This is a genomic window from Pseudomonas sp. 01L34 (genome assembly GCF_056400265.1).
Genome location: NZ_JBFTSX010000001.1, coordinates 806,232 through 830,785, shown reverse-complemented (window position 1 = coordinate 830,785; position 24,554 = coordinate 806,232). Strand labels below are relative to the sequence as shown.

25 protein-coding genes are annotated in these 24,554 nt (G+C 61.1%); 6 read left to right on the top strand and 19 right to left on the bottom strand.

What is annotated here, in order from left to right; genetic code table 11:
- Positions 1-63: 63 nt before the first annotated feature.
- Positions 64-555, top strand: a complete 492-nt coding sequence (locus AC1DQM_RS03630) for a helix-turn-helix domain-containing protein (protein ID WP_064617675.1) — start codon at positions 64-66, stop codon at positions 553-555.
- 116 nt (positions 556-671) lie between these two features.
- On the opposite strand, the gene AC1DQM_RS03625 is transcribed toward AC1DQM_RS03630, so the two are convergent.
- Both AC1DQM_RS03625 and AC1DQM_RS03620 read right to left on the bottom strand, forming a co-directional pair.
- Complete coding sequence (locus AC1DQM_RS03625; protein WP_138867474.1) at positions 672-1,358, bottom strand: phytanoyl-CoA dioxygenase family protein; 687 nt, start codon at positions 1,356-1,358, stop codon at positions 672-674.
- Between the two features lie 108 nt (positions 1,359-1,466).
- Positions 1,467-2,351, bottom strand: coding sequence for a LysR substrate-binding domain-containing protein (locus tag AC1DQM_RS03620; protein ID WP_086945559.1), 885 nt, complete (start codon positions 2,349-2,351; stop codon positions 1,467-1,469).
- A 160-nt stretch (positions 2,352-2,511) separates the two neighbouring features.
- Between AC1DQM_RS03620 and ydiJ the strand changes: the two genes are divergently transcribed.
- Complete coding sequence (gene ydiJ, locus AC1DQM_RS03615) at positions 2,512-5,541, top strand: D-2-hydroxyglutarate dehydrogenase YdiJ (protein WP_138867475.1); 3,030 nt, start codon at positions 2,512-2,514, stop codon at positions 5,539-5,541.
- Between the two features lie 114 nt (positions 5,542-5,655).
- On the opposite strand, the gene AC1DQM_RS03610 is transcribed toward ydiJ, so the two are convergent.
- The 4 genes from AC1DQM_RS03610 to AC1DQM_RS03595 form a co-directional block, all read right to left on the bottom strand.
- Positions 5,656-6,768: an alkene reductase gene (locus tag AC1DQM_RS03610; RefSeq protein ID WP_111453254.1), complete on the bottom strand. Its 1,113-nt coding sequence runs from the start codon at positions 6,766-6,768 to the stop codon at positions 5,656-5,658.
- A gap of 150 nt (positions 6,769-6,918) precedes the next feature.
- Positions 6,919-9,156, bottom strand: a complete 2,238-nt coding sequence (locus tag AC1DQM_RS03605) for a xanthine dehydrogenase family protein molybdopterin-binding subunit (RefSeq protein WP_138867476.1) — start codon at positions 9,154-9,156, stop codon at positions 6,919-6,921.
- On the bottom strand, positions 9,153-9,626 hold the full coding sequence (locus AC1DQM_RS03600) for a (2Fe-2S)-binding protein (RefSeq protein ID WP_111453256.1): 474 nt from the start codon (positions 9,624-9,626) through the stop codon (positions 9,153-9,155). The genes AC1DQM_RS03605 and AC1DQM_RS03600 overlap by 4 nt, the downstream gene beginning before the upstream one ends.
- Positions 9,623-10,822: a cytochrome c gene (locus AC1DQM_RS03595; RefSeq protein ID WP_225602744.1), complete on the bottom strand. Its 1,200-nt coding sequence runs from the start codon at positions 10,820-10,822 to the stop codon at positions 9,623-9,625. Before AC1DQM_RS03595 ends, AC1DQM_RS03600 begins: the two co-directional genes overlap by 4 nt.
- A 378-nt stretch (positions 10,823-11,200) precedes the next feature.
- On the opposite strand from AC1DQM_RS03595, the gene AC1DQM_RS03590 reads away from it, so the two are divergent.
- Both AC1DQM_RS03590 and AC1DQM_RS03585 read left to right on the top strand, forming a co-directional pair.
- On the top strand, positions 11,201-12,400 hold the full coding sequence (locus AC1DQM_RS03590; protein ID WP_138867477.1) for an MFS transporter: 1,200 nt from the start codon (positions 11,201-11,203) through the stop codon (positions 12,398-12,400).
- 100 nt (positions 12,401-12,500) lie between these two features.
- Complete coding sequence (locus AC1DQM_RS03585) at positions 12,501-13,430, top strand: LysR family transcriptional regulator (RefSeq protein ID WP_442114982.1); 930 nt, start codon at positions 12,501-12,503, stop codon at positions 13,428-13,430.
- On the opposite strand, the gene AC1DQM_RS03580 is transcribed toward AC1DQM_RS03585, so the two are convergent.
- The 8 genes from AC1DQM_RS03580 to AC1DQM_RS03545 all read right to left on the bottom strand — a co-directional run bounded on the left by AC1DQM_RS03580 (position 13,408) and on the right by AC1DQM_RS03545 (position 19,565).
- On the bottom strand, positions 13,408-13,692 hold the full coding sequence (locus tag AC1DQM_RS03580; RefSeq protein ID WP_111453258.1) for a hypothetical protein: 285 nt from the start codon (positions 13,690-13,692) through the stop codon (positions 13,408-13,410). The two genes, AC1DQM_RS03585 and AC1DQM_RS03580, sit on opposite strands and share 23 nt — an antisense overlap.
- A 297-nt stretch (positions 13,693-13,989) precedes the next feature.
- Positions 13,990-14,238 (bottom strand): hypothetical protein, encoded by a 249-nt coding sequence (locus AC1DQM_RS03575; RefSeq protein WP_018929055.1) that lies wholly within the window; start codon positions 14,236-14,238, stop codon positions 13,990-13,992.
- 132 nt (positions 14,239-14,370) lie between these two features.
- A complete protein-coding gene (locus tag AC1DQM_RS03570) occupies positions 14,371-14,595 on the bottom strand; it encodes a hypothetical protein (RefSeq protein ID WP_111453402.1) in 225 nt (74 codons plus the stop codon).
- Positions 14,596-14,702: 107 nt separating this feature from the next.
- Positions 14,703-15,740, bottom strand: a complete 1,038-nt coding sequence (locus AC1DQM_RS03565; protein WP_111453259.1) for a DNA topoisomerase IB — start codon at positions 15,738-15,740, stop codon at positions 14,703-14,705.
- An 85-nt stretch (positions 15,741-15,825) separates the two neighbouring features.
- Positions 15,826-16,905: a molybdenum ABC transporter ATP-binding protein gene (modC, locus tag AC1DQM_RS03560; protein WP_138867479.1), complete on the bottom strand. Its 1,080-nt coding sequence runs from the start codon at positions 16,903-16,905 to the stop codon at positions 15,826-15,828.
- A gap of 3 nt (positions 16,906-16,908) precedes the next feature.
- A complete protein-coding gene (gene modB, locus AC1DQM_RS03555) occupies positions 16,909-17,589 on the bottom strand; it encodes a molybdate ABC transporter permease subunit (RefSeq protein WP_018929058.1) in 681 nt (226 codons plus the stop codon).
- Complete coding sequence (modA, locus tag AC1DQM_RS03550) at positions 17,590-18,342, bottom strand: molybdate ABC transporter substrate-binding protein (protein WP_372240865.1); 753 nt, start codon at positions 18,340-18,342, stop codon at positions 17,590-17,592. It abuts the gene before it with no gap.
- Between the two features lie 158 nt (positions 18,343-18,500).
- Positions 18,501-19,565 (bottom strand): NAD(P)H-dependent flavin oxidoreductase, encoded by a 1,065-nt coding sequence (locus tag AC1DQM_RS03545; RefSeq protein WP_138867482.1) that lies wholly within the window; start codon positions 19,563-19,565, stop codon positions 18,501-18,503.
- Positions 19,566-19,779: 214 nt separating this feature from the next.
- Between AC1DQM_RS03545 and acuI the strand changes: the two genes are divergently transcribed.
- Together acuI and AC1DQM_RS03535 are read left to right on the top strand one after the other, a co-directional pair.
- A complete protein-coding gene (gene acuI / locus AC1DQM_RS03540; RefSeq protein ID WP_138867483.1) occupies positions 19,780-20,763 on the top strand; it encodes an acrylyl-CoA reductase (NADPH) in 984 nt (327 codons plus the stop codon).
- Between the two features lie 53 nt (positions 20,764-20,816).
- A complete protein-coding gene (locus AC1DQM_RS03535) occupies positions 20,817-21,305 on the top strand; it encodes a GyrI-like domain-containing protein (protein ID WP_138867484.1) in 489 nt (162 codons plus the stop codon).
- Here the strand turns inward: AC1DQM_RS03535 and ada are convergent.
- The 5 genes from ada to AC1DQM_RS03510 all read right to left on the bottom strand — a co-directional run bounded on the left by ada (position 21,269) and on the right by AC1DQM_RS03510 (position 24,441).
- Positions 21,269-22,342 (bottom strand): bifunctional DNA-binding transcriptional regulator/O6-methylguanine-DNA methyltransferase Ada, encoded by a 1,074-nt coding sequence (gene ada / locus AC1DQM_RS03530; RefSeq protein WP_026346071.1) that lies wholly within the window; start codon positions 22,340-22,342, stop codon positions 21,269-21,271. The genes AC1DQM_RS03535 and ada overlap by 37 nt on opposite strands.
- A gap of 87 nt (positions 22,343-22,429) precedes the next feature.
- Positions 22,430-23,110 (bottom strand): DNA oxidative demethylase AlkB, encoded by a 681-nt coding sequence (gene alkB / locus AC1DQM_RS03525; protein WP_018929064.1) that lies wholly within the window; start codon positions 23,108-23,110, stop codon positions 22,430-22,432.
- Positions 23,100-23,810, bottom strand: a complete 711-nt coding sequence (locus AC1DQM_RS03520; RefSeq protein WP_138867485.1) for a 2OG-Fe(II) oxygenase — start codon at positions 23,808-23,810, stop codon at positions 23,100-23,102. Before AC1DQM_RS03520 ends, alkB begins: the two co-directional genes overlap by 11 nt.
- Before the next feature lie 129 nt (positions 23,811-23,939).
- Positions 23,940-24,110: a hypothetical protein gene (locus AC1DQM_RS03515; protein WP_086945763.1), complete on the bottom strand. Its 171-nt coding sequence runs from the start codon at positions 24,108-24,110 to the stop codon at positions 23,940-23,942.
- Between the two features lie 28 nt (positions 24,111-24,138).
- Positions 24,139-24,441 carry a DUF1883 domain-containing protein gene (locus AC1DQM_RS03510; RefSeq protein WP_007900033.1) on the bottom strand — a complete coding sequence of 101 codons (303 nt, stop codon included), beginning with the start codon at positions 24,439-24,441 and terminating at the stop codon, positions 24,139-24,141.
- Positions 24,442-24,554 lie beyond the last annotated feature (113 nt).

Genomic DNA, 24,554 nt, shown 5'->3' with positions numbered 1-24,554 from the left:
AAGCGCTTTCGCCAAAATGATGCTGGCCACAATAGACCTCGTCTCCAACATTGAGAGGTCACAATGAACGACGTGGACGTTGTAGAAGTCTTCAAGTCCAGCCAGGGAGGCGACAAACGGGTATCCATCGCAATCGGTGCCGCCGGGCTTGGCGCTGAGCCGATCATGACGATGGCATGCGCCAATCTGCGACTCATAGCGACCAATAACGGGCCGGGCAGACTGAGTTATTGGCAGGAGCGAAAAGCAAAAGAAGTCATGATGGAAAACCTTGATTGCGGCATTCAGGTTTCGGCCGTAGCCAAGGAGTGTTCCTTGTCACGAAGTCATTTTTCCCGAGCTTTCAAGAATGCTACGGGCCACTCCCCACGTGATTGGCTTCAGCTTGCAAGATTAACCCGAGCGAAAGAATTCCTTGAGCAAACTGATTTTTCTATTTCTCAAGTGGGGTTGGAGTGCGGGTTTGCTGATCAAGCCCATTTCACCCGAATGTTCTCCAGTAAATTCAATATGCCCCCAGGAAAGTGGCGGACACAAAAAAAGTCCCAGCTGTAGGGGTGGATCCCCCCTGGAGAATCCATCAAGGCCACCACACCCGTCCGATTGTCAGTTGGACGGGTGTGGTGGGGGCTGCCATTGATAGCAGGCACTCCTTGTTGGTTTTCGGTCCGCTATTTTTGATGGCTTGAGCAGGTAAAGTCCGAAGGGTCGAACCGATCGGTTGTGTCCATCCGGATACTGCGCAGGCTCACCGTTTCCAGGTGTGACGCGTATAAAGGCTCCGAAAAATAGCTGATCAGGATGGAGCGTCGGCGTGCGCCGATCGAGTTCAGACTGCCCGCATGCACTAAATCGGCATCAAACACCAGGATGTCACCCGCGGAGCCTGAAAGCTGCACGGACCGGGACTCATCATTGAAGTCGTATGGCGGCGCTTCCTGGTCAGGGCGATGGCTGCCGGGAACGATACGTGTTGCGCCGTTCTCGGGGCCATAATCGTCGAAGTAAGCAATAGCGTTCACAATGTCGCCTGGCCGTTGGACCGACAAGTCGCGGTGCAGCTGCTGATGACCGCCACCTGCAAGGGGCTCGCGACCCTCCACCTGCGAGAGGAAAAACCGCTCTCCGATCAGCTCACCAACCACCGTCAGCAGCTCCGGCAGACGACACACCGCCTGAATCTTCGAATCAGAATCCAGCAGCGAATGGCGCCAATCCATGCCACGCGGCACTGGCCATTGGTCCGCCGGCTTCACGCCCGCATCGAACACGGCACGAAGGTCACCCAGCCACTCGGCTGGGATCGCTCGACGGAGCAGCGCAAAGCCATCTCGATGGAGTTGTTCGCGGTCAGTCATCGATTCCTCAATTCCCTTGCCACCAACGCATCAAAAATCCTGCAGTTGCGCGCGCAACTGATGGACATCATAGAAGAACAAAATGGTCAGCCTGTTCTTCGCGCTCGTTCAGATCTGTTCCAGCAACCAGGTACGGAACGCGATAAGCGATGGCAACATCTCGTTGCGCGGCGGGTAGGTCAGGTAGTAACTGCGCTGGCTGGCGAACGGCTGGTCGAGGCTGATCAGCTCTGCGTTGGCCAACTCGTCGGCCACTAGAATACGTGGCACCAAACCGATGCCGATGCCAGCCCTGACGGCCTGGATCAAGTGCGAGGTGAGTTCGAAACTCGGCCCCAGCCGCATCATTCGATGGGGCAGGGCGTGGTGGCTGAACCACTCGCCCCAGACGTTAGCGTTGTTTGCGACGTTGAGCAGTGTCTGTGCGCCAATGCGCTCCGGCGTCCAGGCGTCGTGGAGCTCGGCCACTTCTGGAGAAATGATCACCATCAGTTCTTCGGTGTGCAGGCGATGGCTGATCAGACCCGGCAAATCGGCATTGCCGACGACGATCGCGGCATCGATACCGCTGGTTTCGAAGTCGATGGCGTCGATCCGGGAATTGATGTGCACCAGCATGCCGGGATGGGTTTTGTAGAAGTCATGTAGGCGCGGCAATAACCACTTCGAGCCGAAGGTCGGCAAGGTGGCCAGGCGCAGGGTGCCGCTGCCGGATTGATAAGCCATGGCTTGCAACGTGGCGCTGCGGATGCGTCCGAGCGCTTCGCTCATTTCCCGCTGGTAGAGACGACCGACATCGGTCAACTGCACTTGCCGGCCTTCACGGCGAAACAGCGTCAGGCCCAGTTGCTGTTCCAGCGCCTGGACTTGCCGGCTCACGGCGCTTTGGGTCAGTGACAGTTCCATCGCGGCACGGGTGTAGCTTTCATGGCGGGCGGCGGCCTCAAAGGCCAGCAGCAACGACATCGAGGGCGTGAGGTGACGGTAATTCATTCGTAAAAGTCATCGATAGCGGCAGGATTATCCGTTTGTCCGGCGCCAGAGCCTACAGGATCATTGGCGTAGCCGACGACCTGAGGCTGACCCATTAATGCTCAGGCGACAAGTGTTTTGATTTTTTCCCATGATTAGACCGACAAGAGAACAGCCTGCGATGATCGCTCAGTTGCCCACCGTTGCACTCGCGGCAGACTACCCGGAATTTCTTCAGGCCCTGCGCGCCAGCGGCTTTCGTGGCCAGCTCAGCGCCGACTACGCCACCCGCACCGTGCTGGCGACCGACAACTCGATTTACCAGCGCCTGCCGCAAGCGGCGGTGTTCCCCATGGACGCGGACGACATCGCACGCATCGCGACCTTGATGGCCGAACCACGCTTTCGCCAGATCAAGCTGACCCCGCGAGGCGGCGGCACCGGCACCAACGGCCAGTCATTGACCGATGGCATCGTGGTCGACTTGTCGCGGCACATGAACACCATCCTGGAAATCAACGTCGCCGAGCGTTGGGTGCGGGTGCAGGCGGGCGTGGTCAAGGACCAGCTGAATGCCGCGCTCAAACCCCATGGGCTGTTCTTCGCCCCGGAGCTGTCGACGTCCAACCGCGCCACCGTCGGCGGCATGATCAACACCGACGCCAGCGGCCAGGGGAGTTGCACCTATGGCAAGACCCGCGATCACGTGCTGGAACTGCACAGTGTGCTGCTCGGTGGCGAGCGCCTGCACAGCCGGCCTCTGTCCGACGCGGAGCTGGAAGTGGCATGCACGCAATCCGGCCGCATCGGCGAGGTGTACCGGACGGCGCGGCACATTCAGGAAACCCAGGCCGACCTGATCGAGTCGGTATTCCCGAAACTCAACCGCTGCCTGACCGGTTACGACCTGGCGCACCTGCGCGACGAGCACGGGCGTTTCAACCTCAACAGTGTGCTGTGCGGTGCGGAAGGTTCGTTGGGCTACATCGTCGAGGCCAAGCTCAACGTGCTGCCGATTCCCAAGTATTCGGTGTTGGTGAACGTGCGCTACAGCAGCTTCATGGATGCGTTGCGCGACGCTAATGCGTTATTGGCGCACAAGCCGTTGTCCATCGAAACCGTGGACTCCAAAGTGTTGATGCTGGCGATGAAAGACATCGTCTGGCACAGCGTCGCCGAGTACTTCCCGACGGACGCCGGGCGCGCGACGCTGGGCATCAACCTGGTGGAGTTCAGCGGGGAAGACCTGGCGGACGTAAATGCTCGCGTGGCGTCGTTCGTGGAGCATCTGCAGGCCGACACGACGATTGAGCGACTGGGCCACACCCTGGCCGAAGGGGCCGAAGCCGTGACCCGCGTATACACCATGCGCAAACGCTCGGTCGGGCTGCTGGGTAACGTTGACGGCGAGGTTCGCCCGCAGCCTTTCGTCGAAGACACCGCCGTGCCACCGGAGAAACTGGCTGACTACATCGCTGAGTTCCGCGCCTTGCTGGATAGCCATGGCCTGGCCTATGGCATGTTCGGTCACGTCGATGCCGGTGTGTTGCATGTACGTCCGGCGCTGGATATGAAAGATCCGGCCCAGGCCGCTCTGGTCAAGCCGATTTCCGATGCCGTGGCCGAGCTGACCCGGCGTTATGGGGGGCTGCTGTGGGGTGAGCACGGCAAAGGTTTGCGTTCGGAATATGTCCCCGAATTTTTTGGCGAGCTGTACCCGGCGCTGCAATCGCTCAAGGGCGCGTTCGACCCGCACAATCAGCTCAATCCCGGCAAAATCTGCACTCCGCCGGACGCCGCCCAAGGCTTGCTCAAGGTCAACGAAGTCACGCTGCGTGGTGACCTGGACCGGCAAATCGACGAGCGCGTCTGGCAAAGCTTCGGCTCCGCCGTGCACTGCAACGGTAATGGCGCCTGCTACAACTACGATCCCAACGATGCGATGTGCCCGTCGTGGAAAGCCACCCGTGAACGCCAGCATTCGCCAAAGGGCAGGGCCTCATTGATTCGCGAGTGGTTGCGTCTGCAAGGCGCGGCCAATATCGATGTACTGCAAGCGGCCCGAGGCAAATTGTCGTGGCTGAGCGGGTTGCCAGCTCGGTTGCGCAACAACCTGGCGCGCTCGCGCGGCGAGGCGGATTTCTCCCATGAGGTCTACGACGCGATGGCGGGGTGTCTGGCCTGTAAATCCTGTGCGGGACAATGCCCGGTCAAGGTCAACGTGCCGGAATTCCGTTCGCGATTTCTGGAGCTGTACCACGGTCGTTATCAACGCCCGCTGCGCGACTATTTGATCGGCTCGCTGGAGTTCACCCTGCCTTACATGGCCTACGCGCCAGGTGTGTACAACGCGGTGATGAGCTCGAAATGGGTGAGCCGTCTGCTAGAGCGACAGGTCGGTATGCTCGACAGTCCGTTGATCAATCGCCATAACCTGCAGGCCACGCTGACCCGCTGCAAGGTCGCTGTCGCCAGTGTGCCAGCCTTGCGCGAGCTCACTGTCGCGCAACGCGAGCGCAGCGTGGTGCTGGTGCAGGACGCCTTCACCCGGTACTTCGAAACCCCATTGCTGGCGAGCTTCATCCAGTTGGCGCATCAGCTGGGTTATCGGGTGTTTCTGGCGCCCTATAGCCCCAACGGCAAGCCTTTGCATGTGCAGGGTTTCCTCGGTGCCTTCGCCAAGGCGGCGATCCGCAACGCCCATCAGCTCAAGGCGCTCGCCGACTGTGGAGTGCCGCTGGTGGGCCTGGACCCGGCGATGACCCTGGTCTACCGCCAGGAATATCAGAAAGTACCGGGGCTCAACGATTGCCCAAAGGTCCTGCTACCCCAGGAATGGCTCTGCGATGCGTTGCCGGAAAATCCGCATCCGGCGACTGATACCTTCCGTTTGTTGGCGCACTGCACCGAGAAAACCAATGTCCCGGCCAGCACTTCGCAATGGGAAACCGTTTTTGCCCGGCTCGGGCTCAAGTTGACGACTGAGGCGACCGGCTGCTGCGGCATGTCTGGAACCTACGGTCATGAAGCCCGGAACCAGGACACCTCGCGGACCATTTTCGAGCAGTCATGGGCCGGCAAGCTGGACAAAAAGGGTGAGGCGCTGGCGACGGGATACTCCTGCCGCAGTCAGGTGAAGCGCTTCGCCAACACGCAATTGCGCCATCCACTGGAGGTTGTGCTAGAGCGCATTGTTCAGCCAGTTCGCTGATGCAAACGCTGCGGCTGATTGCACGCAGCATCAGTTCCTTGGCGCGGCGCTCCTGCCCGTCGGACGAGGCGCCCACGGGCGCGCCAAGGTGCATTGATGGTCTGGATTCACCTGTCAGGAGTGAGCCGGGTAATCCACGTATCCACGCTGATCGCCACCGAAGAAGGTGCTCGGATCCGGCGCATTGAGCGATAACCCGTCGCGAATTCGTCGTGGCAGATCAGGGTTGGCCAGAAACGGCCTGCCGAACGCGATGATGTCCGCGCGGCCGTCGATCAAGGCCTGTTCCGCCGTCTCGGGGTCGTAGCCACCGGCGATCATCAGCACGCCGTCCCACGCTGCACGCAGTTGGCCGATGATTGCATCCCAGCGCGGATCGAAGTTCTCGTCCTTGACGGTGCCAACGACGGCAGGCTCGACGAGGTGCAGGTAGGCCAGATTCCACTGGTTCAACGAACGTACGATGTGGCCGAACGTAGCTTGCGGCGTCTCATCGCCCATGCCCATGAAGCGTCCCATCGGCGTGAGGCGTACGCCCACGCGCTGCGCACCGACTTCGTCGACGACGGCAGCAACCACTTCCAATAACAGGCGCGCACGGTTTTCCAGGCTGCCGCCGTAGCTATCCTCGCGCTGGTTACTGTTGCTGTTGATGAACTGATCCAACAGATAGCCGTTGCCGGCGTGAATTTCCACGCCATCCATCCCGGCGTTCAGCGCATTGCGCGCGGCCCGGCGGTAGTCGTTGATGATGTCAGCGATCTCCGAGGTTTCCAGTGCCCGCGGAACCGGCACATCGCCCCACACACCGTTGCCATCCGCGTCGACGATGAACGTTTTGCCCGGCACGGGTAATGCGCTTGGGGCCACCGGGAGGGCGTTGTCGGGCTGAAAGCTTGGGTGCGACACGCGGCCCACGTGCCAGAGTTGCATGAAGATCAAACCGCCGGCCTCGTGCACCTGGCTGCTGACTTCGCGCCAGGCCTGTACCTGCTCATCGCTGTAGATTCCCGGGGTCCAGGCATAGCCCTGGCCCTGTCGGGAGATTTGCGTCGCCTCGGTGATGATCAACGCGGCGCTCGCACGCTGGCGGTAATATTCGGCGTTCATGGCCGTCGGGACATCGCCCGGTTGCCCGGCGCGTGAGCGGGTCAGCGGCGCCATCGCCACTCGGTGCGGGAGTGTGTATGGCCCCAATGCGATGGGTTGGAACAGTTGCTGCGTCATAGAATTTCTCCGGGTTTCGAAAAGAGGGAGCAGGGCGGCGATGGACGTTTGGCCAGGCACCGTATGGCCGTAAGTTAATCCGCTGCATGCCGCTTGATAATCCGCATCAGCCTCTACGCTGCATTGCGTGAAACGCAACGCTGCGCAGGGTCAGGACGGTTGCTCTGAGCGGGTCAAAGGAAGGTTCAGCCAGCGTCGGCCGGTAGCGTTCGCCACGGCATTGCCGAGGGCGGCGGCCATCGGTCCCTGGACGATTTCGGCGGCGCCGAGAAACGGCTGTCCCGGCTGGTCGAGCAGGTGCACGTCGACCTTTTTCGGCACCTGCGAAAAACGCAGGATCGGGTAGCCACTCCAGTCGTAGCTGCGTATGCCCCCGGCGTCATAGGCGACTTTTTCATAGAGCGTCCAGCTGGTGGACTGCACGATCCCGCCTTCCACCTGGTTGCGCAGGCCATCGGGATTGACGATTTGCCCGACGTCTACCGCCGTGACGACGTGATCGACCTGCACCTCGCCGGTCTGCGGATGTACGCGCAAGCGCACCGCGATCGCGCAATAACCCATGATGTTTTTATAGCGGGCAAACGCGAAGCCGATGCCCGCGCCGGGTTCGCTGCTTTTTTGCGACCAGCCGATGGCGTCGCGCACGCGCTCCACCACGGCCCGCGCCCGGGGATCTGCCAGATGCGCAAGGCGCAAGGCCACCGGATCGCTCCCGGCCCTGGCGGCAAGCTCATCGATGCACGCCTCGATTGCGAAGATGTTGATGTGCGCGCCCAGCGAGCGCATGGCAGAGGTGCGAAACGGCATCTCAGTGACGAAGTTCATGTTGATGCGCGTGGATGCCAGCGTGTACAGCGGCACGGCATTGCGATCGCCGTCGCCTTCAGGTTGAGCGATGGGCACCGAAGGCGCAGAGATGAACGGCCGGGCCAGCAGTCGCGCCGGCAGCAACCGGCCCGCGTTGACGATGCGTTCGTTATGCGGCGTGGTCCACAGTTCATAGTTCCAGTCCTGCAATCGACCTTGCGCATCAAGATTGGCCTGCACTTCAGTCACCATCGCCGAGCTGTAGGGTTCCCAGAGATTTTCCTGCTCGCGCATCCACTGCACCCGCACCGGCGTGCCCGGTATTCGCATGGCAATCAACGCCGCGTCGGCCGCTGCATCGTCTGCGCCGTTGTGGCCGTAACAACCGGACCCTTCGGTGTGGATACAGCGAACGCGGTCGGGCGGTAGCCGCAGCATTTCGGCGATCCCGGCGCGCAGCGGATACACGCCTTGGGTGTGGGTCCAGACGGTGAGGGTGCCGTCCTTGAACCAGGCCACGGCGCAGGACGGGCCGATGGATCCGTGCATCAGGTATTGCTTGGTCACGCGCGCTCGATAGCTCTTGTCGGTCGCCACCTGTGGGGTTCCCTCATGGCTGATCGGGTAGCGGCGTGAAGGCAGGCGCTCGAGCAATGTGTGGATGTCCCGTGACTCGGGTATCGCTTGTCCACCGCTCCAGCGCGCCGATTCATATCCGCTGCGCATGGCCTTGATCGCTTGCCATTCATCACGCGCCACCACGGCAAGGTAATTGCCGTCGCGAATCACCTGCACAACCCCGGCCAACGTTTTGATCGACTCCGCGTCGAAGGCCTCCAGCGTACAGCCGGGACGAGGAGGGCGAATTACCCGAGCGTGCAGCATGCCCGGCAGACGAATGTCCTGAACAAATGCAGGGCCGCCGCTGACTTTTGCCGGAATGTCCAGTCGTTGCAGCGAATGACCGATCAGCTTGAAGCCCGTCGCGGGCATTGCCGGCGATTCGGACTTGGCATAGAGGTGCAGATCGACGTTTTTGACGGCGTCAGCGTAGGACATTCGTTGTCCGGCAGGGCCGTGAATGACGCCTTCCTGCGTCGTCAACAGTGGCGGTGCCACCTCCCAGCTGCGCCCGGCCGACTGCAGCAATAACTCACGCACCTGCGCCGCCGCGTTGAACAGCGCGGTGCCGCTGTCGAAAATGCTATGGCTGCCAGCGGTGTAGCCTTCGTTGGGCGTCAGGGCAGTGTCGGCAGTCAGCAGGTTGATCGCCGTCGGCGAAACCTCCAGACGTTCGGCGGCAATTTGCAGCAAGGCTGTTTTGACGCCAGTGCCCAATTCGACCTTGCCGGTGTAGACGGTGATGCCTTCAGGGCCCACGCGAATCCACGCATCGAGGTAGGGATTGGTGCGCAGGCTGCCGGGCAGATCAGGCGCCAGCACCACCGTGCCGAGGGTATCCACTTCGGTGTCGGCCCATGCACGACGCGCCGCCGGCACCAGGGTAAACGCCACCAGCAAGGCGCCTCCACGCAAGAACGCCCGGCGACTGTGGTCGACTTTTTTCTCCATCGTCATGTCGCGCTCCCGTTTTGCCCGGCCACCAGGCTGATTGCCTCGATAATCCGCAGGTGGGTGCCGCAACGACACAGGTTGCCTGCCATGTGCTCGCGAATGGTCTGCTCGTCCGGGTGCGGATTGCTTTCCAGCAATGACTGCGCGCGCATCAGCATGCCGGCGATGCAGTAGCCGCATTGAGCCGCCTGTTTGTCGATAAAGGCTTTCTGCAAAGGGCCGGGACGTTCGGCAGAACCGAGGCTTTCAACCGTTCGAACCTTCTTGCCCTCAAGGCCCGCGCAGGGCGTCACGCAAGAAAAAACCGGCTTGTCATCGACGATGACCGTACAGGCGCCGCACTGCCCCAAACCACACCCGTATTTGGCGCCGTTCAGCCCCAGATGATTACGCAGCGCATAGAGCAGCGGCATGTCAGGTTCCAGCTCCAATGCATGGGCCGAGCCGTTGACGTTGAGCGTGACTTGGGTCATTTCGTCTCCTGACGGATCGCTTCAATAGTGGAAGAAAGCTCTGTCCAGGGTTGGTCAGGCCTGGCTTGCTGGCGCAGGTATGACGCCAGGGCGATGAGTTGAACGTTGTCCAGGCTGGCGGCAAACGGCGGCATGACCGGTCCGGGCACGCCCGGCATTGCCGGCACGCCTTCGAGCACGGTTTTCAGGAAGTTGCGTGCGCTTGGGGCTTGCAGTGCCGAGGTGCGATCCAGCCCCGGACGCCCGTCGATCTCGCGCATCGGCGCCGCAGGGGCATGACAACCGGCGCAGGCACTGGCGAACAGCAGGGCGCCGCTGGTCTGGTCCAAGGTCTCAACGTTCCCGGCGCCGGGTTGGATTTCGGTGATCGCAGCCCTGGTTTGCAGGCTCAGCAAATACTCGGCAATCGCCTCGGCGTCACTGACCGGCAAGCGAGCCAGACTGAGGCTGACCGGGCGCATCGGGCCCGCGGCTGTGCCGTGCCCGTCCACCACTTCTGCCCGCAGATAGTGGACCAACTGCTCAGTGCTCCACGGGTTTGTGCGACGGGCCATGCCGAGCAGCGAAGGCGCCTCCCAGCCATCCACCTCTCCGCCCGCGAGGCTTTCGCCGGACTTCTCGGCACCGATCAGGTTCAACGGTGAATGGCAGCCCGCACAGTGGCCGGGGCCTTCAACCAGATAACGTCCGCGATTCCACGCTTCAGATTGTTGCGCTACCGGCGTCAGCGGCTTTGCATGCAGAAACAGCAGATTCCAGAACGACACCAGCGGCCGGATGTTCATCGGGAAATTCATGTGGTTTTGCATGGCCGGTGAATTCACGGCAGGGCCGCTCATCAAGTACGCATACGCGTCGGCAATGTCGTCTTCGCTCATGCGCCGGTAGTGCACGTACGGGAAGGCGGGGTACAGGAAGTGGCCATCGCGGGCGATCCCTTCACGCATCGCCCGCTCGAACGCCGGCAGTGACCATTGGCCGAGACCGGTCTGCGGGTCGGGTGTGATGTTGGTGCTGTAGAGCGTGCCGAACGGCGTCACCAGCGGCAGCCCGCCTGCCATGTATTGACCGCCCGGACGCGTATGACACACCGCACAATCGCCTGCTTCGACCACCCGCGCACCGCGCTGCAATTGCGCGGCATCGAACGTTCGCGGGCGCTCAATCGGTGCTATCGCCGGGCGCCACATCAGCATCGCTGCGCCGATTGCACCTATCGAAGCGAGGGCGGCCGCGCTGATCCAGAGGGGGCTGGATCTCAGGAAGTTGCCCTTCATGAGGATTTGAAACACGAGGGACGCGCGGTGCGCATCGATGAAGGATTCGGGATCATGAACAGCTCCTTGAGCATCCGGGGGAAGGGCGCTGATGGAGAGCCCTGCGCCAAGTGCCCAAGGTTAGAGAAAGCGCAAGCGCCGGAGTATTGCCACGTCGCGCAATAGCGCTTTGCGCCAACGGCAACGCCGGGGTCGTTGCGGATGGCGCATCACTCCATTGCCCGGATGATGGATTCTCTGTGTCGGCCCATGCCCTTAGCCTTGGCATCACTTTCCCGAACTCAACGAGGTGTCATCATGCTCACGGGTAACCCCGCAGCAGCGGCCAAGGCCGAACAGCCTGCTTCACTCTCCGGCCTGATGGTCGCGTTCCTGGCATTTTGCTGCGGCGCGGTCGTGGCCAACCTCTATTACGCCCAGCCGATTGTCGAATTGATCGCGCCGCAGATCGGCCTGTCCAGCGCCAATGCCAGCCTGATCGTTTCACTCACACAGTTTGGTTATGCGTTGGGTCTGCTGTTGCTGGTACCGCTGGCCGACCTGATGGAAAACCGGCGCCTGGTCGTGGGTTTCACCCTCGCGGCGAGCGTTACGCTGCTGTGTGCCGGGCTGACGCACTCGCCGTCGATGTTCCTCGTATTTTCCTTGCTGATCGGCCTCACTTCGGTTGCAGTGCAGATTCTGGTGCCACTGGCGGCGCATCTGGCGCCCGAAGCCACGCGCGGCCGTGTGGTGGGAAATATCATGAGCGGGCTGCTGCTGGGCATTCTGTTGTCGCGTCCGCTGTCCAGCCTGCTGGTGGAAGTGTTTGGCTGGCGCGGGGTGTTTTACAGCGCGGCGGCGCTGATGGCCGTCATCGCCCTGATCACCGCGGCTGCGCTGCCGCGCCGTGTGCCAACGCATCAGGCGACTTATGCCGCGCTGATCGGCTCGGTGTTTACCCTGGCTCGTCGCCATCCGGTGCTGCGTCAACGTTCGTTGTATCAGGGATTGTTGTTCGCCAGCTTCAGCCTGTTCTGGACGCTTGCACCGATTGAGCTGATGCGTCACCACGGTTTCAGCCAGGCGCAGGTGGCGATTTTTGCCCTAGTCGGAGCGGTAGGTGCAGTCGCTGCGCCGATTGCCGGGCGCTTGGCCGATGCCGGCCACGGCCACCGCGGAACACGGGTCGCACTGCTGCTGGCACCGGTTTCATTGTTGATCGCTGCGCTGCCCGGCAGCAGCTACCTGTGGCTGGTGGTGTGTGCGGTGCTGCTGGATTTCGCCGTGCAACTGAACATGGTGCTGGGCCAGCGCGAGGTGTACGCCATCGACCCGCACAGCCGGGCACGACTCAACGCCGTGTACATGACCAGTATCTTCGTTGGCGGTGCCTTGGGATCGCTGGTGGCGAGCCCGCTCTACGAGCACTTCGGCTGGAACCTGTCTGCCGCGTCGGTGGCATTGCTCCCGACCCTGGCTTTGGTGATGTTCCTCGGCCGCAAGGCCAATGCCTGAGCGCCGGGTGTGGGGGAGTCCGGTGAAGCACGGTCATACAAGACGGCTGGCGAACGGTGATGCACTATCATCACCGTTTCTTTTTGACCGGATTCCGCTTATGGACAAGTTGCTGGCACTGAAGATGTTTGTTGAAACCGTGCGTTGCGGCGGTTATTCCTCCGCAGCGCGCAAGCTCGGCATCTCGACGTCTTCGGTCACTCGCCAGGTGGCGGGGCTGGAAAACGAGCTCGGCGCCAGCCTGCTCAACCGCACGACACGCAACACCAGCGTGACCGTCGCCGGGCAAACCTATTTCGAAAAGGCTGTGGCGATTCTTGACGCCATCGACGAAGCCGATGCCGTGGTTGCCGACCGTGGCAGCGAGGCGCAAGGACGCCTGCGGATCAGCGTGCCCGTCGAGTTTGGTCGGCGGATCATCGCGCCGCATCTGGGCCGATTGCTCGAGCGCCATCCGGGACTGGAAATAAGCGTGTCGTTGAGCGATCAGGTCAGCGACCTGCTGAGCGAACAGATCGACGTGTCGGTGCGTCTGGGATCGTCGGTGGTCAGTGAAGACATCGTCAGTAAACGGGTAGGGGCCTTCCAGCGCTGGGTGGTGGCCAGCCCGGATTACCTGAGCCGCCACACGGCGCCGTGTCATCCTCGCGACTTGCTCGAGCACCAATGCCTGCGCTTTGATTACGCTGGTTCGCACCAGTGCTGGACGTTCCAGGGCGATAAGGAAACCATCCAGCTCAATGTGCACGGCCGCCTGCAAAGCAACAACGCCGACATCCTGCGCGAAGCGGCAATCGCCGGCGGCGGGGTGACCCTGTTGGCCGACTGGCTGGTGCGCGACGATGTCGCCGCAGGCCGGCTGACGCGGTTGCTGGAACACTACGAAGTCAATCCCGGCAGTGCGAGCAGCTGCATCAACTCGCTGTATTTGCCCAACCACCGGGGATCCAGCCGGATCAATGTGTTTATCGAATTTCTAGAGGAAATCCTCACGCCTGGCGTGTCAGCTATACAAATGGCTGGCCAGTAAAGCCACGCGGTAGCCGTTGCAGTCCGGGCATCTCGATCAGCCGTTGGGTCCACTCTGAGCGCCAATCATTGGCGGTGTGGGTGGCTTTGGCCTTGCGTGCGGCCCGACGGGCGGCGTTGCGTTCGGTTTTGCGCGCTTCCTTGTACGCATCGGTGTTGCGGCAGCTTCTGCATTTCACCCTGTTCAATATGCTACTGGAAGTGAGGTTGCTGCCTTTGTGCCCGCAGGCCAGGTGCCCGCCGACTTTGAAGTGAGTGACCATGGGACATACTCCTTCGTGATGTGTAAGCGTTCGACACCTGGCGGGTGAGGGCGTTCGTTCGCGTTACGGCAGGCAAAAAAATGGCCCGCATGCGGGCGGGCCAGGGGATGTTTTCAAAGGAGCAAGTGAACTGTAGGAGTTCGGTTGTGAAGACGGTGTGAAATGGCCGAAGGCACGAATAAAAAAAGCCCGGCAACTGGGCCGGGTTGGGATGTAGCGCGAGTCTGGCAGGCAGGCATAACCACGGTGACGAAGAGGTCACCGCTCAGGTGTGCTGGATTGGACTCTGTCCCTGGCTCAAATAACGCGGTCGCCTGATTTGAACCGAGGCAGTGGCGGCTCGACATGTTTGAGTGCAGACAACGCGCTGCGAATCTGCGGCGTGTCCTTCTCGATGTCGTTCAAGCGGTCACGAATCCTGAGCGCTGTCGGATGCCCCCCTTGATGATCGACCCAGTCGGCGATTTCCTTGCACGCAGCAGCAAGGCGGGCCTGACGGGAGTCAAGCAGGGTGAGCAGGGTGGCGATAGACTCTTTCTCGGACATGACAATCACCTCCGTTCAAGGAAATCGGCTAAAGGGCAACAAAAAGCCCGCGGGGGAGCGAGCTTTCTGCCGATGGGTCGCTGGTCCTTCAGCTCCTTCAAGTATAGACCCGGAAAATGAAAGTGGCCGGCGTCAAGCCAACCCGTGCGACACCGGCGAACTGGCCTCGTTAAGCCTGCGACATTCGTGCCTGGCGTCCTCTTCAAGATCGTAACCGTCACCGATGAAGCCGCGCGTGCGGGTATCGACGATGCGATACCAGACGGCGGCGTCGGGTGGTGGGTGACCGGTTTCTCCGGCCCGGCGGCCATGAACGATGATCTTGTTGCAGCGTTTCACAACGAAAATGTCTTCCATGGCGTCCACCGAAGCTGTTCGTGTTCAGATCAAGCATAGAAGCGCTTTGCGATCATGCAAAAAACTGGTGGGTCAGTTCGTCGGTTCAGTGCACCCCAGAAGTCGACTCATGGTGTTTCAGCCTTCTCGATGAGCTTCTCCAGAAACACCGCCAGCGCCACTTCCTCTGCCCTGAGCCTTTTACGCCCCCGCGACGGCGGCAGTCCGGCCAATGCGCCTTGCATAAACTCATCGACGACCGCCGGGTGGATGTAGCACTTGCGGCAAACCGCCGGGGTATTGCCCAGTTGCCGGGCGACATGCTTGACCATGTCCACCACCTGCCGCTTTGCATCGGCTGGCGATTGCCACTGCAACTTGCGCAACACCGCCAACGCCAGCGCACTGCCGGCCCAGGTGCGGTAATCCTTGGCGGTGAAATCGGCGCCGGTCAGCATTTGCAAGTAAGCGTTGACGTCGGAGGAGCTGACGGTGTGCCGGTCACCGTTTTCGTCCAGATACTGAAAGAGGTTTTGCCCGGGAATCTCCAGGCAGCGCTTGATGATCCGCGCCAGGCGCCGGTCTTTTACGGTGATCTGGTGCTCGATGCCGCTCTTGCCGCGAAACTGGAACATGATCGCGCTGCCGTTGATCTCGACGTGACGGTTGCGCAGGGTCGTCAGGCCATAGGAGCGGTTGTCCCGGGCGTACTGCGTGTTGCCAACCCGGATCAGCGTTGCATCGAGCAAGGTAATCACCGTGGCCATCACCTTGTCGCGACTGAAGCCGGGAGTCGCCAACAGGGTTTCAAGCTGCTTGCGCAGTTTCGGCAGGGCCAGGCCGAAGTCCCGCAAGCGTGAATATTTGTCGGCATCGCGCACTTCGCGCCAGCGCGGGTGATAACGGTATTGCTTGCGGCCACGGGCATCGCGACCGGTGGCTTGCAGATGACCGCGCGGGTCGGGGCAAATCCATACATCGGTGTAGGCGGGTGGTACTGCGAGGGCGTTGATGCGTTTGATTTCATCCGGATCGGTAATGCGGCGACCCGACGGGGCGAAATAGCCGAATGCGCCACGCAGCTTCTTGCGGGTGATGCCAGGCTGGCTGTCGTCGACGTAATGCAGGTCGGACGGCAGTCCCTCGGACAACGCGGTATCTGGCATGGCAGGCAATCCCGGGCGGCGAGTCAGGGTGTTAAGCCATTGACCACGCGCCATTGCCGGGGTGCCTAAAGAATGCCGACAGATTTCAGGCCAACACCGCCACCGCTTTGATCTGCGCCCAGAGTTGCTGGCCGGGGTGCACGCCCAGTTGATCCCGGGAGTAGCGGGTGATTCGCGCCAGCAGCGGTGTGCCGGCGGCATTCAGGCGGATCAGTACGTGAGCAGCGTTGTCGGCGCCGATTTCACTGATCACCGTGACCGGCAGGCGATTGAGGATGCTGCTCTGTTCGACGCCTTGCAGGCTCAGGCTGACATCCCGCGCTTGAACCTTGCAGCGCAATGCCTGGCCCTTGGTCATCGGCGCGTGGGCGACCCGAATGCTCAGGTCGGTGTCGGGCAGTTGCAAGGTCAACAGCTGGTAGTCGGCGTCATAGGCGCTGACGTGCCCTTCGATCACCACGCCGGCGTCATCGCCCAGCGCCAGCGGCAGATCGAGCCGGGCCAGGGTTTCGCCGATGGCGCCGCTGGCCAAAGCCTTGCCGTTGCTGAGCAGGACGAGGTGATCGGCAAGCCGCGCGACTTCATCCTGGGAATGGCTGACGTACAGCACCGGGATGTCGAGCTCATCGTGCAACCGTTGCAGGTAAGGCAGGATTTCGTTTTTACGCTGGGTATCGAGCGCCGCCAGTGGCTCGTCCATCAGCAGCAGTTTGGGACTGGTGAGCAGGGCACGGGCGATGCCGATACGCTGGCGCTCGCCGCCGGAAAGATTCTGCGGATTGCGGTCGAGTAAATGGCCAATCCCTAGCAGTTCAGTGGCATGCGCCATGTCGACCCGCCGCTGTTGGCGAGGGATGCGCTTGAGGCCGAATTCAAGATTGGCCCGCACCGACAGATGGTGAAACAGGCTGGCTTCCTGGAAAACATAACCCAGGGCGCGTTTATGCGGCGGGACGAAAATCCGCTTGTCGCTGTCCTGCCAGACTTCATCGTTGATCTGGATAAAGCCCTGCCCGGCCTGTTCCAGACCGGCGATGCAGCGCAGGCAAGTGGTTTTGCCCGAACCGGAATGACCATAGAGCGCAGTCACTCCACGGCCGGGCAATTGCAGGTCGATATCCAGGGCAAATCCCGAATAGCTCAGTTTCAAGCGCGTTTGAATCATGGGTCAGCTCCAGGCCGCTTTGGTTTTACGGCTGGAGTAGAGCGCCAGCAACACTGCAAAGGAGAACACCAGCATTGCCCCGGCCAGCCAATGGGCCTGGGCGTATTCCATGGCTTCGACGTGATCGTAGATCTGCACCGAGACCACGCGGGTTTTGTCGGGAATGTTGCCACCGATCATCAGCACCACGCCAAACTCGCCGACGGTGTGGGCAAAACCGAGAATGGCCGCGGTGATGAAACCGGGACGGGCCAGCGGCACAATCACGCTGAAGAACGTGTCCCAGGGGTTGGCGCGCAAGGTGGCGGCCACTTCCAATGGGCGAGTGCCGATGGCGGAAAAGGCATTTTGCAGCGGCTGGACCACGAACGGCATCGAGTACAGCACCGAGCCGATCACCAGCCCCGCAAAACTGAAGGTCAGGGTGCCGAGCCCCAGCGATTGGGTGAAGTGGCCGATCCACCCGTTCGGGCCAAGAGCCAACAGTAAATAAAAGCCAATCACCGTGGGTGGCAGCACCAGGGGCAGGGCGACGATCGCCCCGACCGGGCCGCGTAACCAGGATTGGGTACGCGACAGCCATAACGCAATCGGAGTGCCAATGATCAGCAGGATGACCGTGGTCAGGGACGCCAGTTTCAGGGTCAGCCAGATAGCGGAGTAATCGGCACTCGATAGCGTCATTTAGAGTTGGTAACCATAGGACTTGATGACGGCGGCGGCTTTCGGCCCTTTGAGGTAGTCAACCAATGCTTGGGCGGCCGGGTTGTCCTTGCCCTTGTTGAGGATCACCGCGTCTTGTTTGATCGGATCATGCAGGTTGGCCGGAACGATCCAGGCCGAACCGTTGGTCACTTTGCCGTCTTTGTAGATCTGCGACAAGGCCACAAAACCGAGTTCGGCGTTGCCGGTGGACACGAATTGGTAAGCCTGGGTGATGTTCTGGCCTTCAACGATCTTGCCTTTGACCTTGTCGGTCAGGCCTTGCTTGGCCAGCACCTGAGTGGCAGCCAGACCGTACGGGGCGGCTTTCGGGTTGGCGATGGAAAGATGCTGATACTGGTTGTCGCTCAGAACCTTGCCCTTGGCGTCGACATAACCTTCCTTGGCCGACCACAGCGCCAGCGTGCCGATAGCGTAGGTGAAGCGCGAACCCTTGACGGTGTCGCCTTCGGTCTCGAGTTTTTGTGGCGTGGTGTCATCCGCCGAGAGCAACACTTCGAACGGCGCGCCGTTCTTGATCTGGGTATAGAACTGGCCGGTTGCACCAAAGGAGGTGACCAGTTTGTGCCCGGTGTCTTTCTCGAAATCGGCAGCGATGGCCTGGATCGGCGCGGTGAAGTTCGCGGCAACGGCGACCTGGACTTCATCCGCGTGGGCGGACCCGAAAGCGAACACGCTGAACAGGCACACAGGGGCAAAACGTGAGGCACGCATGGTCATGAAACGGCTCCGTGGTAGGCGAGTGAAACGCTATATATAAGAATATATAGCGAAATGCCTGTAAACGGAACGAATGGGATGTGCACGTCGGAATTCACGCGCGCCCTGTAGCAGCTGGCGCAGCCTGCGTTCGGCTGCTACGGGCCCCCGTCCTAGCGGTGAAGCAATTTGGCCAATCCTTCATCCGCCAAACGCCGGGTAATCTCTGCCGAAGTCAGTTCAACGCCCAGGGTGAACGCCTGCCCGGCCCAAAGGTTGCTGAAATCCGCTTCCCCTTTAGCCCGCAATGGCATCAGCGCACCGCCCGCCAAGGGGAAGGCCGGTGCCTTGGCGCTCATCGGCCCGAGTTCACGCATCACCCGATTGAGAATCCCGCGCGCCGGGCGCCCGGTGAAAATGTTGGTGACCGCTGTCTCGCTTTCCTTGGCCGTGCGCAACGCCTTGTGGTGGGACGCGCTGACCTTGGCCTCTGGCGTGAACAAATAAGCCGTACCTACCTGAACCGCCGATGCGCCCAGCATGAAAGCCGCTGCGACGCCACGCGCATCGCTAATCCCGCCCGCCGCAATGACTGGCACTTTCACCGCATCAACGACCTGCGGCACCAGCGCGAAAGTACCCACCTGGCTGCTCAAGTCATCACTGAGGAACATGCCCCGGTGGCCGCCAGCCTCGTAACCCATCGCAATGATCGCATCGCAGCCATGCTGCTCCAGCCAGATGGCTTCTTCGACCGTAGTCGCTGAGGAGAGAACTTTCGCTCCGGTGGCTTTTACCCGATCCAGCAGCGACTTTTCCGGCAGGCCGAAGTGAAAACTCACCACTGCGGGGCGAAACTCTTCGATCACTTCGCAGGCCGCGTTATCGAACGGCGCGCGATTGGACACCGGCGTCGGTGCGTCGAAGTCGACGCCCAATTCCCGGTAGTACGGTTCCAGCAGATTCTTCCATTCCCGGGCGCGCTGCTCATCCGGCGGCGGAGGTTGGTGGCAGAAGAAATTGACGTTGAACGGGCGCTGGGTGTGTTGGCGAATCGTATTCAGTTCTTCGCGCAACTGCTCGATGCTCAGCATCGCGGCAGGCATCGAACCCAGGCCACCAGCGTTGCACGCAGCAATCACCATGGCCGAAGTCGTCGCGCCGGCCATAGGGCCCTGGATGATCGGCAGCTCGATCCCGAGCAGGTCAAGAATGCGGGTGTCTGGCCATTGGCTCATGTGCAGTGTTCTCCGACGTCGAAACAGGGCAGGGACGGTAGAAGCAAGTTTGTATCAGTAATGCCTGGCGCAAGGCCAGTCGAGTTTTTAATGCGTACAGGATGATCCGCAAGGCGCCAGCCGATGGGGATTGGCTTAAAGTCGGGTACGGTGATGGGGTTCCCTGTGTTATTTCAACAGCACGACAACTGAACGATTCCACCAGGAGGCAGTGATGTTCAAAGGCATTCTGATCGACAAAGATGACAGCGGTTACCGGGCCACGCTGCAAGAGATCGCTGACGATCAATTGCCCGAGGGCGATGTGACGGTGCGTGTGGCGTACAGCACGCTGAACTTCAAGGATGGCCTGGCGATCACCGGCAGCAGCCCGGTGGTGCGCAAGTTCCCGATGGTGCCGGGGATCGATCTGGCGGGCACCGTCGAAGTCAGCAGTCACCCGGACTACAAGGTCGGTGATCAAGTCCTGCTCAATGGCTGGGGTGTGGGTGAAGGACACTGGGGCGGATTGGCGCAGAAAGCTCGCTTGAATGGCGACTGGCTGATTCCGTTGCCCAAGGCATTCACCGCCGCGCAAGCGATGGCCGTCGGCACGGCCGGCTACACGGCGATGCTGAGCATCCTGGCGCTGGAGCACAACGGCGTGAGTCCCGAACAGGGCGAGGTGTTGGTGACGGGCGCCAACGGCGGTGTAGGCAGTTTCGCCATCGCGCTGCTGAGCAAACTCGGCTATCGCGTGGTGGCCTCCACCGGCCGCACCTCCGAACACGACTACCTCAAGCACTTGGGCGCCAGTGAGATCATCGACCGCGCCACATTGTCGGAGCCGGGCAAGCCGTTGGCCAAGGAGCGTTGGGCAGCGGTGATCGACTCGGTCGGCAGCCACACACTGGCCAACGCTTGCGCGAGCACCAGGGCTAACGGCACCGTCGCCGCCTGCGGCCTGGCCCAGGGCATGGACTTCCCGGCGTCCGTCGCACCGTTCATATTGCGCGGCGTGACCCTGGCCGGGATCAACAGCGTGACCCAACCCAAAGCCCGGCGGATACTGGCCTGGAATCGCCTGGCCAAGGACCTGGATTTCGCCTTGTTACCATTGATCAGCCACGAAATCGGCTTGAGCGAAGCCATCGACGCCGCGCCGCGCTTGCTTGCCGGGCAGTTGCGCGGCCGGGTGGTGGTCGACGTCAATCGTTGATCGTCTTGGCACCAATCAAACAGACAAACTGTAGTGAAAAGGAAATAGCGACAATGGATGTAAAACTGCGTGAAGTGCTGCCCTTCAGTGTCTCGGGTTTGCAGGTGCGAACCCGCAATGCCGCAGAGCAGCAGCCGGATACCGCACGTATCGGCCCTATGTGGGAACAATTTTTCGTCGAGGACGTTTTCGACAAAATCGCCCACAAACAGCCGGACTCCTTTATGTACGGCGTGTATTCCAACTACGAGTCCGACACTTCAGGCCACTTCGATGTAACCGCGGGCGCGGCGGTCACCACACCCTCCGAGGGCTTTGCGCAGATTCAGGTTGAGGGCGGCGATTACCTGGTGTTCAGCGCCAAAGGGGCGATGCCGGACAGCGTCATTCAGGCTTGGGGCTTTATCTGGGCTTACTTCGAAGACAACCCGCAGGTTCGCCGCAAGTTCGCCACGGACTTCGAGGTCTACACCGGCCCGGAATCCGTGGCGGTCTATATTGGCATTCAGGACCCGGACGCGTTTTCACGTTCCAGCAACTGACGCTTGCGTTCCACGCCCCAGCGGTAACCCGACAGGTTGCCGTCGCTGCGCACCACGCGATGGCAAGGGATCGCCACCGCCAAACTATTCGCGCCACAGGCCTGGGCCACGGCGCGCATGGCTTTCGGTGCACCGATGCGCTGAGCGATATCGGCGTAACTGGCGGTGCTGCCGACGGGAATCTCCCGCAGGGCTTGCCATACCCGCTCTTGAAACGCTGTGCCGCGTACATCCAGCGGCAAATCCAGGCCGAGGGCCGGGGCTTCGATAAAGCCGACGACCTTGGCGATCAACTGCTCGAACTCATGATCGGCGCCAATCAGGTTGGCGCGGCGAAACTTGTCCTGCAGGTCGCAGACCAGTTGATGCGGGTCGTCGCCCAGCAGAATCGCGCAGACTCCGCGCTCACTTTGTGCCACCAGAATCGCTCCCAGAGAGCACTGGCCGACGGCAAAGCGAATGTCATTGTTCTGCCCGGCCGCGCGATAGTCCCCGGGTGTCATGCCGAGCAATTGATCCGCTGCCTCATAGAAACGGCTGTTGGAATTGAATCCGGCGTCATACAGCGCATCGGTAACCGTGCCGCCATCGGTCAGGCGCTCGCGAACCTTGCGTGAACGATGGGCGGTGGCGTAGCCCTTGGGCGTCAGGCCGGTGATGGCCTTGAACACACGATGGAAGTGGAAACTGCTCAAACCGGCTGCATCTGCCAGCTCATTCAACGCCGGTAACGTTTCGGCGGATTCGATTTGACGGCACGCGGCGGCCACGGTGGCGGCGTGTTGCGCGGCGACGTCGCTGTGATCTTTCGCGGCACGTTTGCTGGGGCGATAACCCGCCGCCTGAGCTTGCTCGGCAGTGTCGAAGAACTCGACATTCTGCGGTTTCGGCAGGCGTGCCAGGCTGCTGGGGCGACAGTAGATACCGGTGGTTTTCACCGCATACACAAACTGCCCGTCGGCACGGGGATCGCGCGCGACCACGGCGGCCCAGCGAGGATCGTTTTCGGTGGCGATTGTTGGCGATTGAGTTGTCATGGCTTCATGTCCGTTGACCCGTTTCATGCAGATTAACCAGCCGGCACCGACGCCACACTCCGGGTCTTGCGGTCGAATTCGACTGCATCATCGCGCAGTACGAAAAGTGAAATTGATCCGCTGTTCGCCCAGCCGCGGATGCTGGCCTTCCTTGATCGGCAATACGCCGTGGTAACGCAAACGGTCCACACCGCCCCAAACCACGATATCACCGTGAAACAGCGGCACTCGCTGGCTTTTGGCGCTGCGTTCGAAGCCGCCAAACAGAAACGTCGCCGGCAATCCCAAAGACACCGACACGATGGGGGCAGTGTAGGCGTTTTCGTTTTTGTCCTGATGCAACGACATCCTGGCCCCGGGAACATAGCGGTTGATCAGGCAGGAGTCCGGTACGAACGCCATAAACCCTGCCTCTCGCGCCGCCGCCTGGGCCAGTTCGAAAAACACCTCGGGCATTTCAGGCCAGGGCGCGCCGGTCTGCGGATCGTTGCGGGTGTACTGGTAGCCGCTGCGATCGGTGGTCCAGCCCCAGGTGCCGCAACTGCTCAAGGCCACCGACATGGTAAAGCCGCCGGGCGTGACCATCTGCCGAAACGGCGCCGCTGTCAGAACCGCCTCCAGCGCCGGTAGTAACCGGTCGAGCCAGGGTAGGGCGAAGCCCCTGAGGACGTAGGATTGTTCGCCGATCTGCTCGCGCCTGGGCTGCTGCTCGGGTTCTGCGTCGGCAAACAGATCGAAGGTGATCGGGTTCATGGGCTCATAACGCATCGTGAAAGATGATTCCAAGGGTATGCCGTTTTCCACTGTGCAGGCGACTCACCCCATGACGCAGGGTCACTCGGTAATAGCCGCGAACGCCTTTAACCGGGCGCTGATTCACGGCAAAAATCAACGCGTCACCTTTCTTCAGTCCGATGACTTGCGGGCGCGATTGCATCCGTGGGCGTTGTTCGGTCAGCACAAATTCGCCACCGGTAAAGTCCTTTCCCGGTTCTGACAGCAGAATTGCCACTTGCAGCGGGAACACGTGTTCGCCGTACAGATCCTGATGCAAGCAGTTGTAGTCCTGCGGGCCGTATTGCAGCAATAAAGGTGTCGGGCGTTCCTGACCGGCGGCATGGCAGCGTTGCAGAAACGCTTCGTGGGGTTCGGGGAAACGGGTCGGCAAATCCATGCATTCGTACCAGCGATTGGCGATGGGAACCAGTCGAGGGTAGAGCGCGCTGCGCAACCGGGCCACCGGATCAGGCAGCGGGTATCTGAAGTATTTGTACTCGCCACGGCCAAAACCGTGGCGCGCCATCACCACTTTCGAGCGAAAGGGTTCGGAGCAGTCGTACAGGGCGCTTATTTCATCGCAGGTCTTATGGCTTAAAAGCGATTTGATGATCGCGCAGCCATCCTGGTCGAGTTGCTGCGTAAGTTTGCCCCAGTCGAGGGCATCGTGGTGAATCGGATCGGTAAGCAAGGGTTCTGACTCCTTGACCAAAAGGTCGAGGCGGCCAGTTTAGAGAGCGTTGCGGGAGCGGGCACTCCGGCGCTTGCGGTCGAATTCGCGAGAGGGGAGCAGACGTCCATGTTGTCGCTCCAGATCGCGTTACAGCGCTTTGCTGACGCTGATCTCGCTGATGACGTCTTCGCTCTGGCCATGCAGCTTGTCCAGCGCAGCCTTGGCTTCTTCTGCAGTGCCGTTTTCAAGCTGGGCGAATTCGAAGCGACGTTCGCCGTTGAGTTTGTATTTGATGACGTATTTGGTCGTCTGGGCCACGGTCATACCTGCCTGTTCTGGTGTGGGTTCAGCTCAGCTTCGAGCTGGAGCGGCGGATGATCTTGATCGAGTGCGTCAGGGTCGGTTTGCGGGTCACGCTGATCGGGCGGCGGTTGACCGTGTCGATGGTGATGTTCCAGAAACCGGTGCTCGGCGCGGTGATCCGGGCCGGGAAGGTGTCGAATGCGCCACCGTGATACGTGTGACGGCCGCCGTTCTTGAAGCTGCGGAAGTTGGCGTCGTTCATCAAGCGGATGTTGCACATTTGGGAGCACTGAATGACGACGATGTCGTCTTCGTTGAGGTGCTCGCGCTGGTGGATAAATTTCATGAGGCGCCTCCAGAAGGGCTTTTTCTACAAAATCAAAACGATAGCATGGGCGATTGGCGCAGTTTATCAGCCCGAACAGGTTATTATCTGGCTGTCGGGGTCCGCTTTGACAA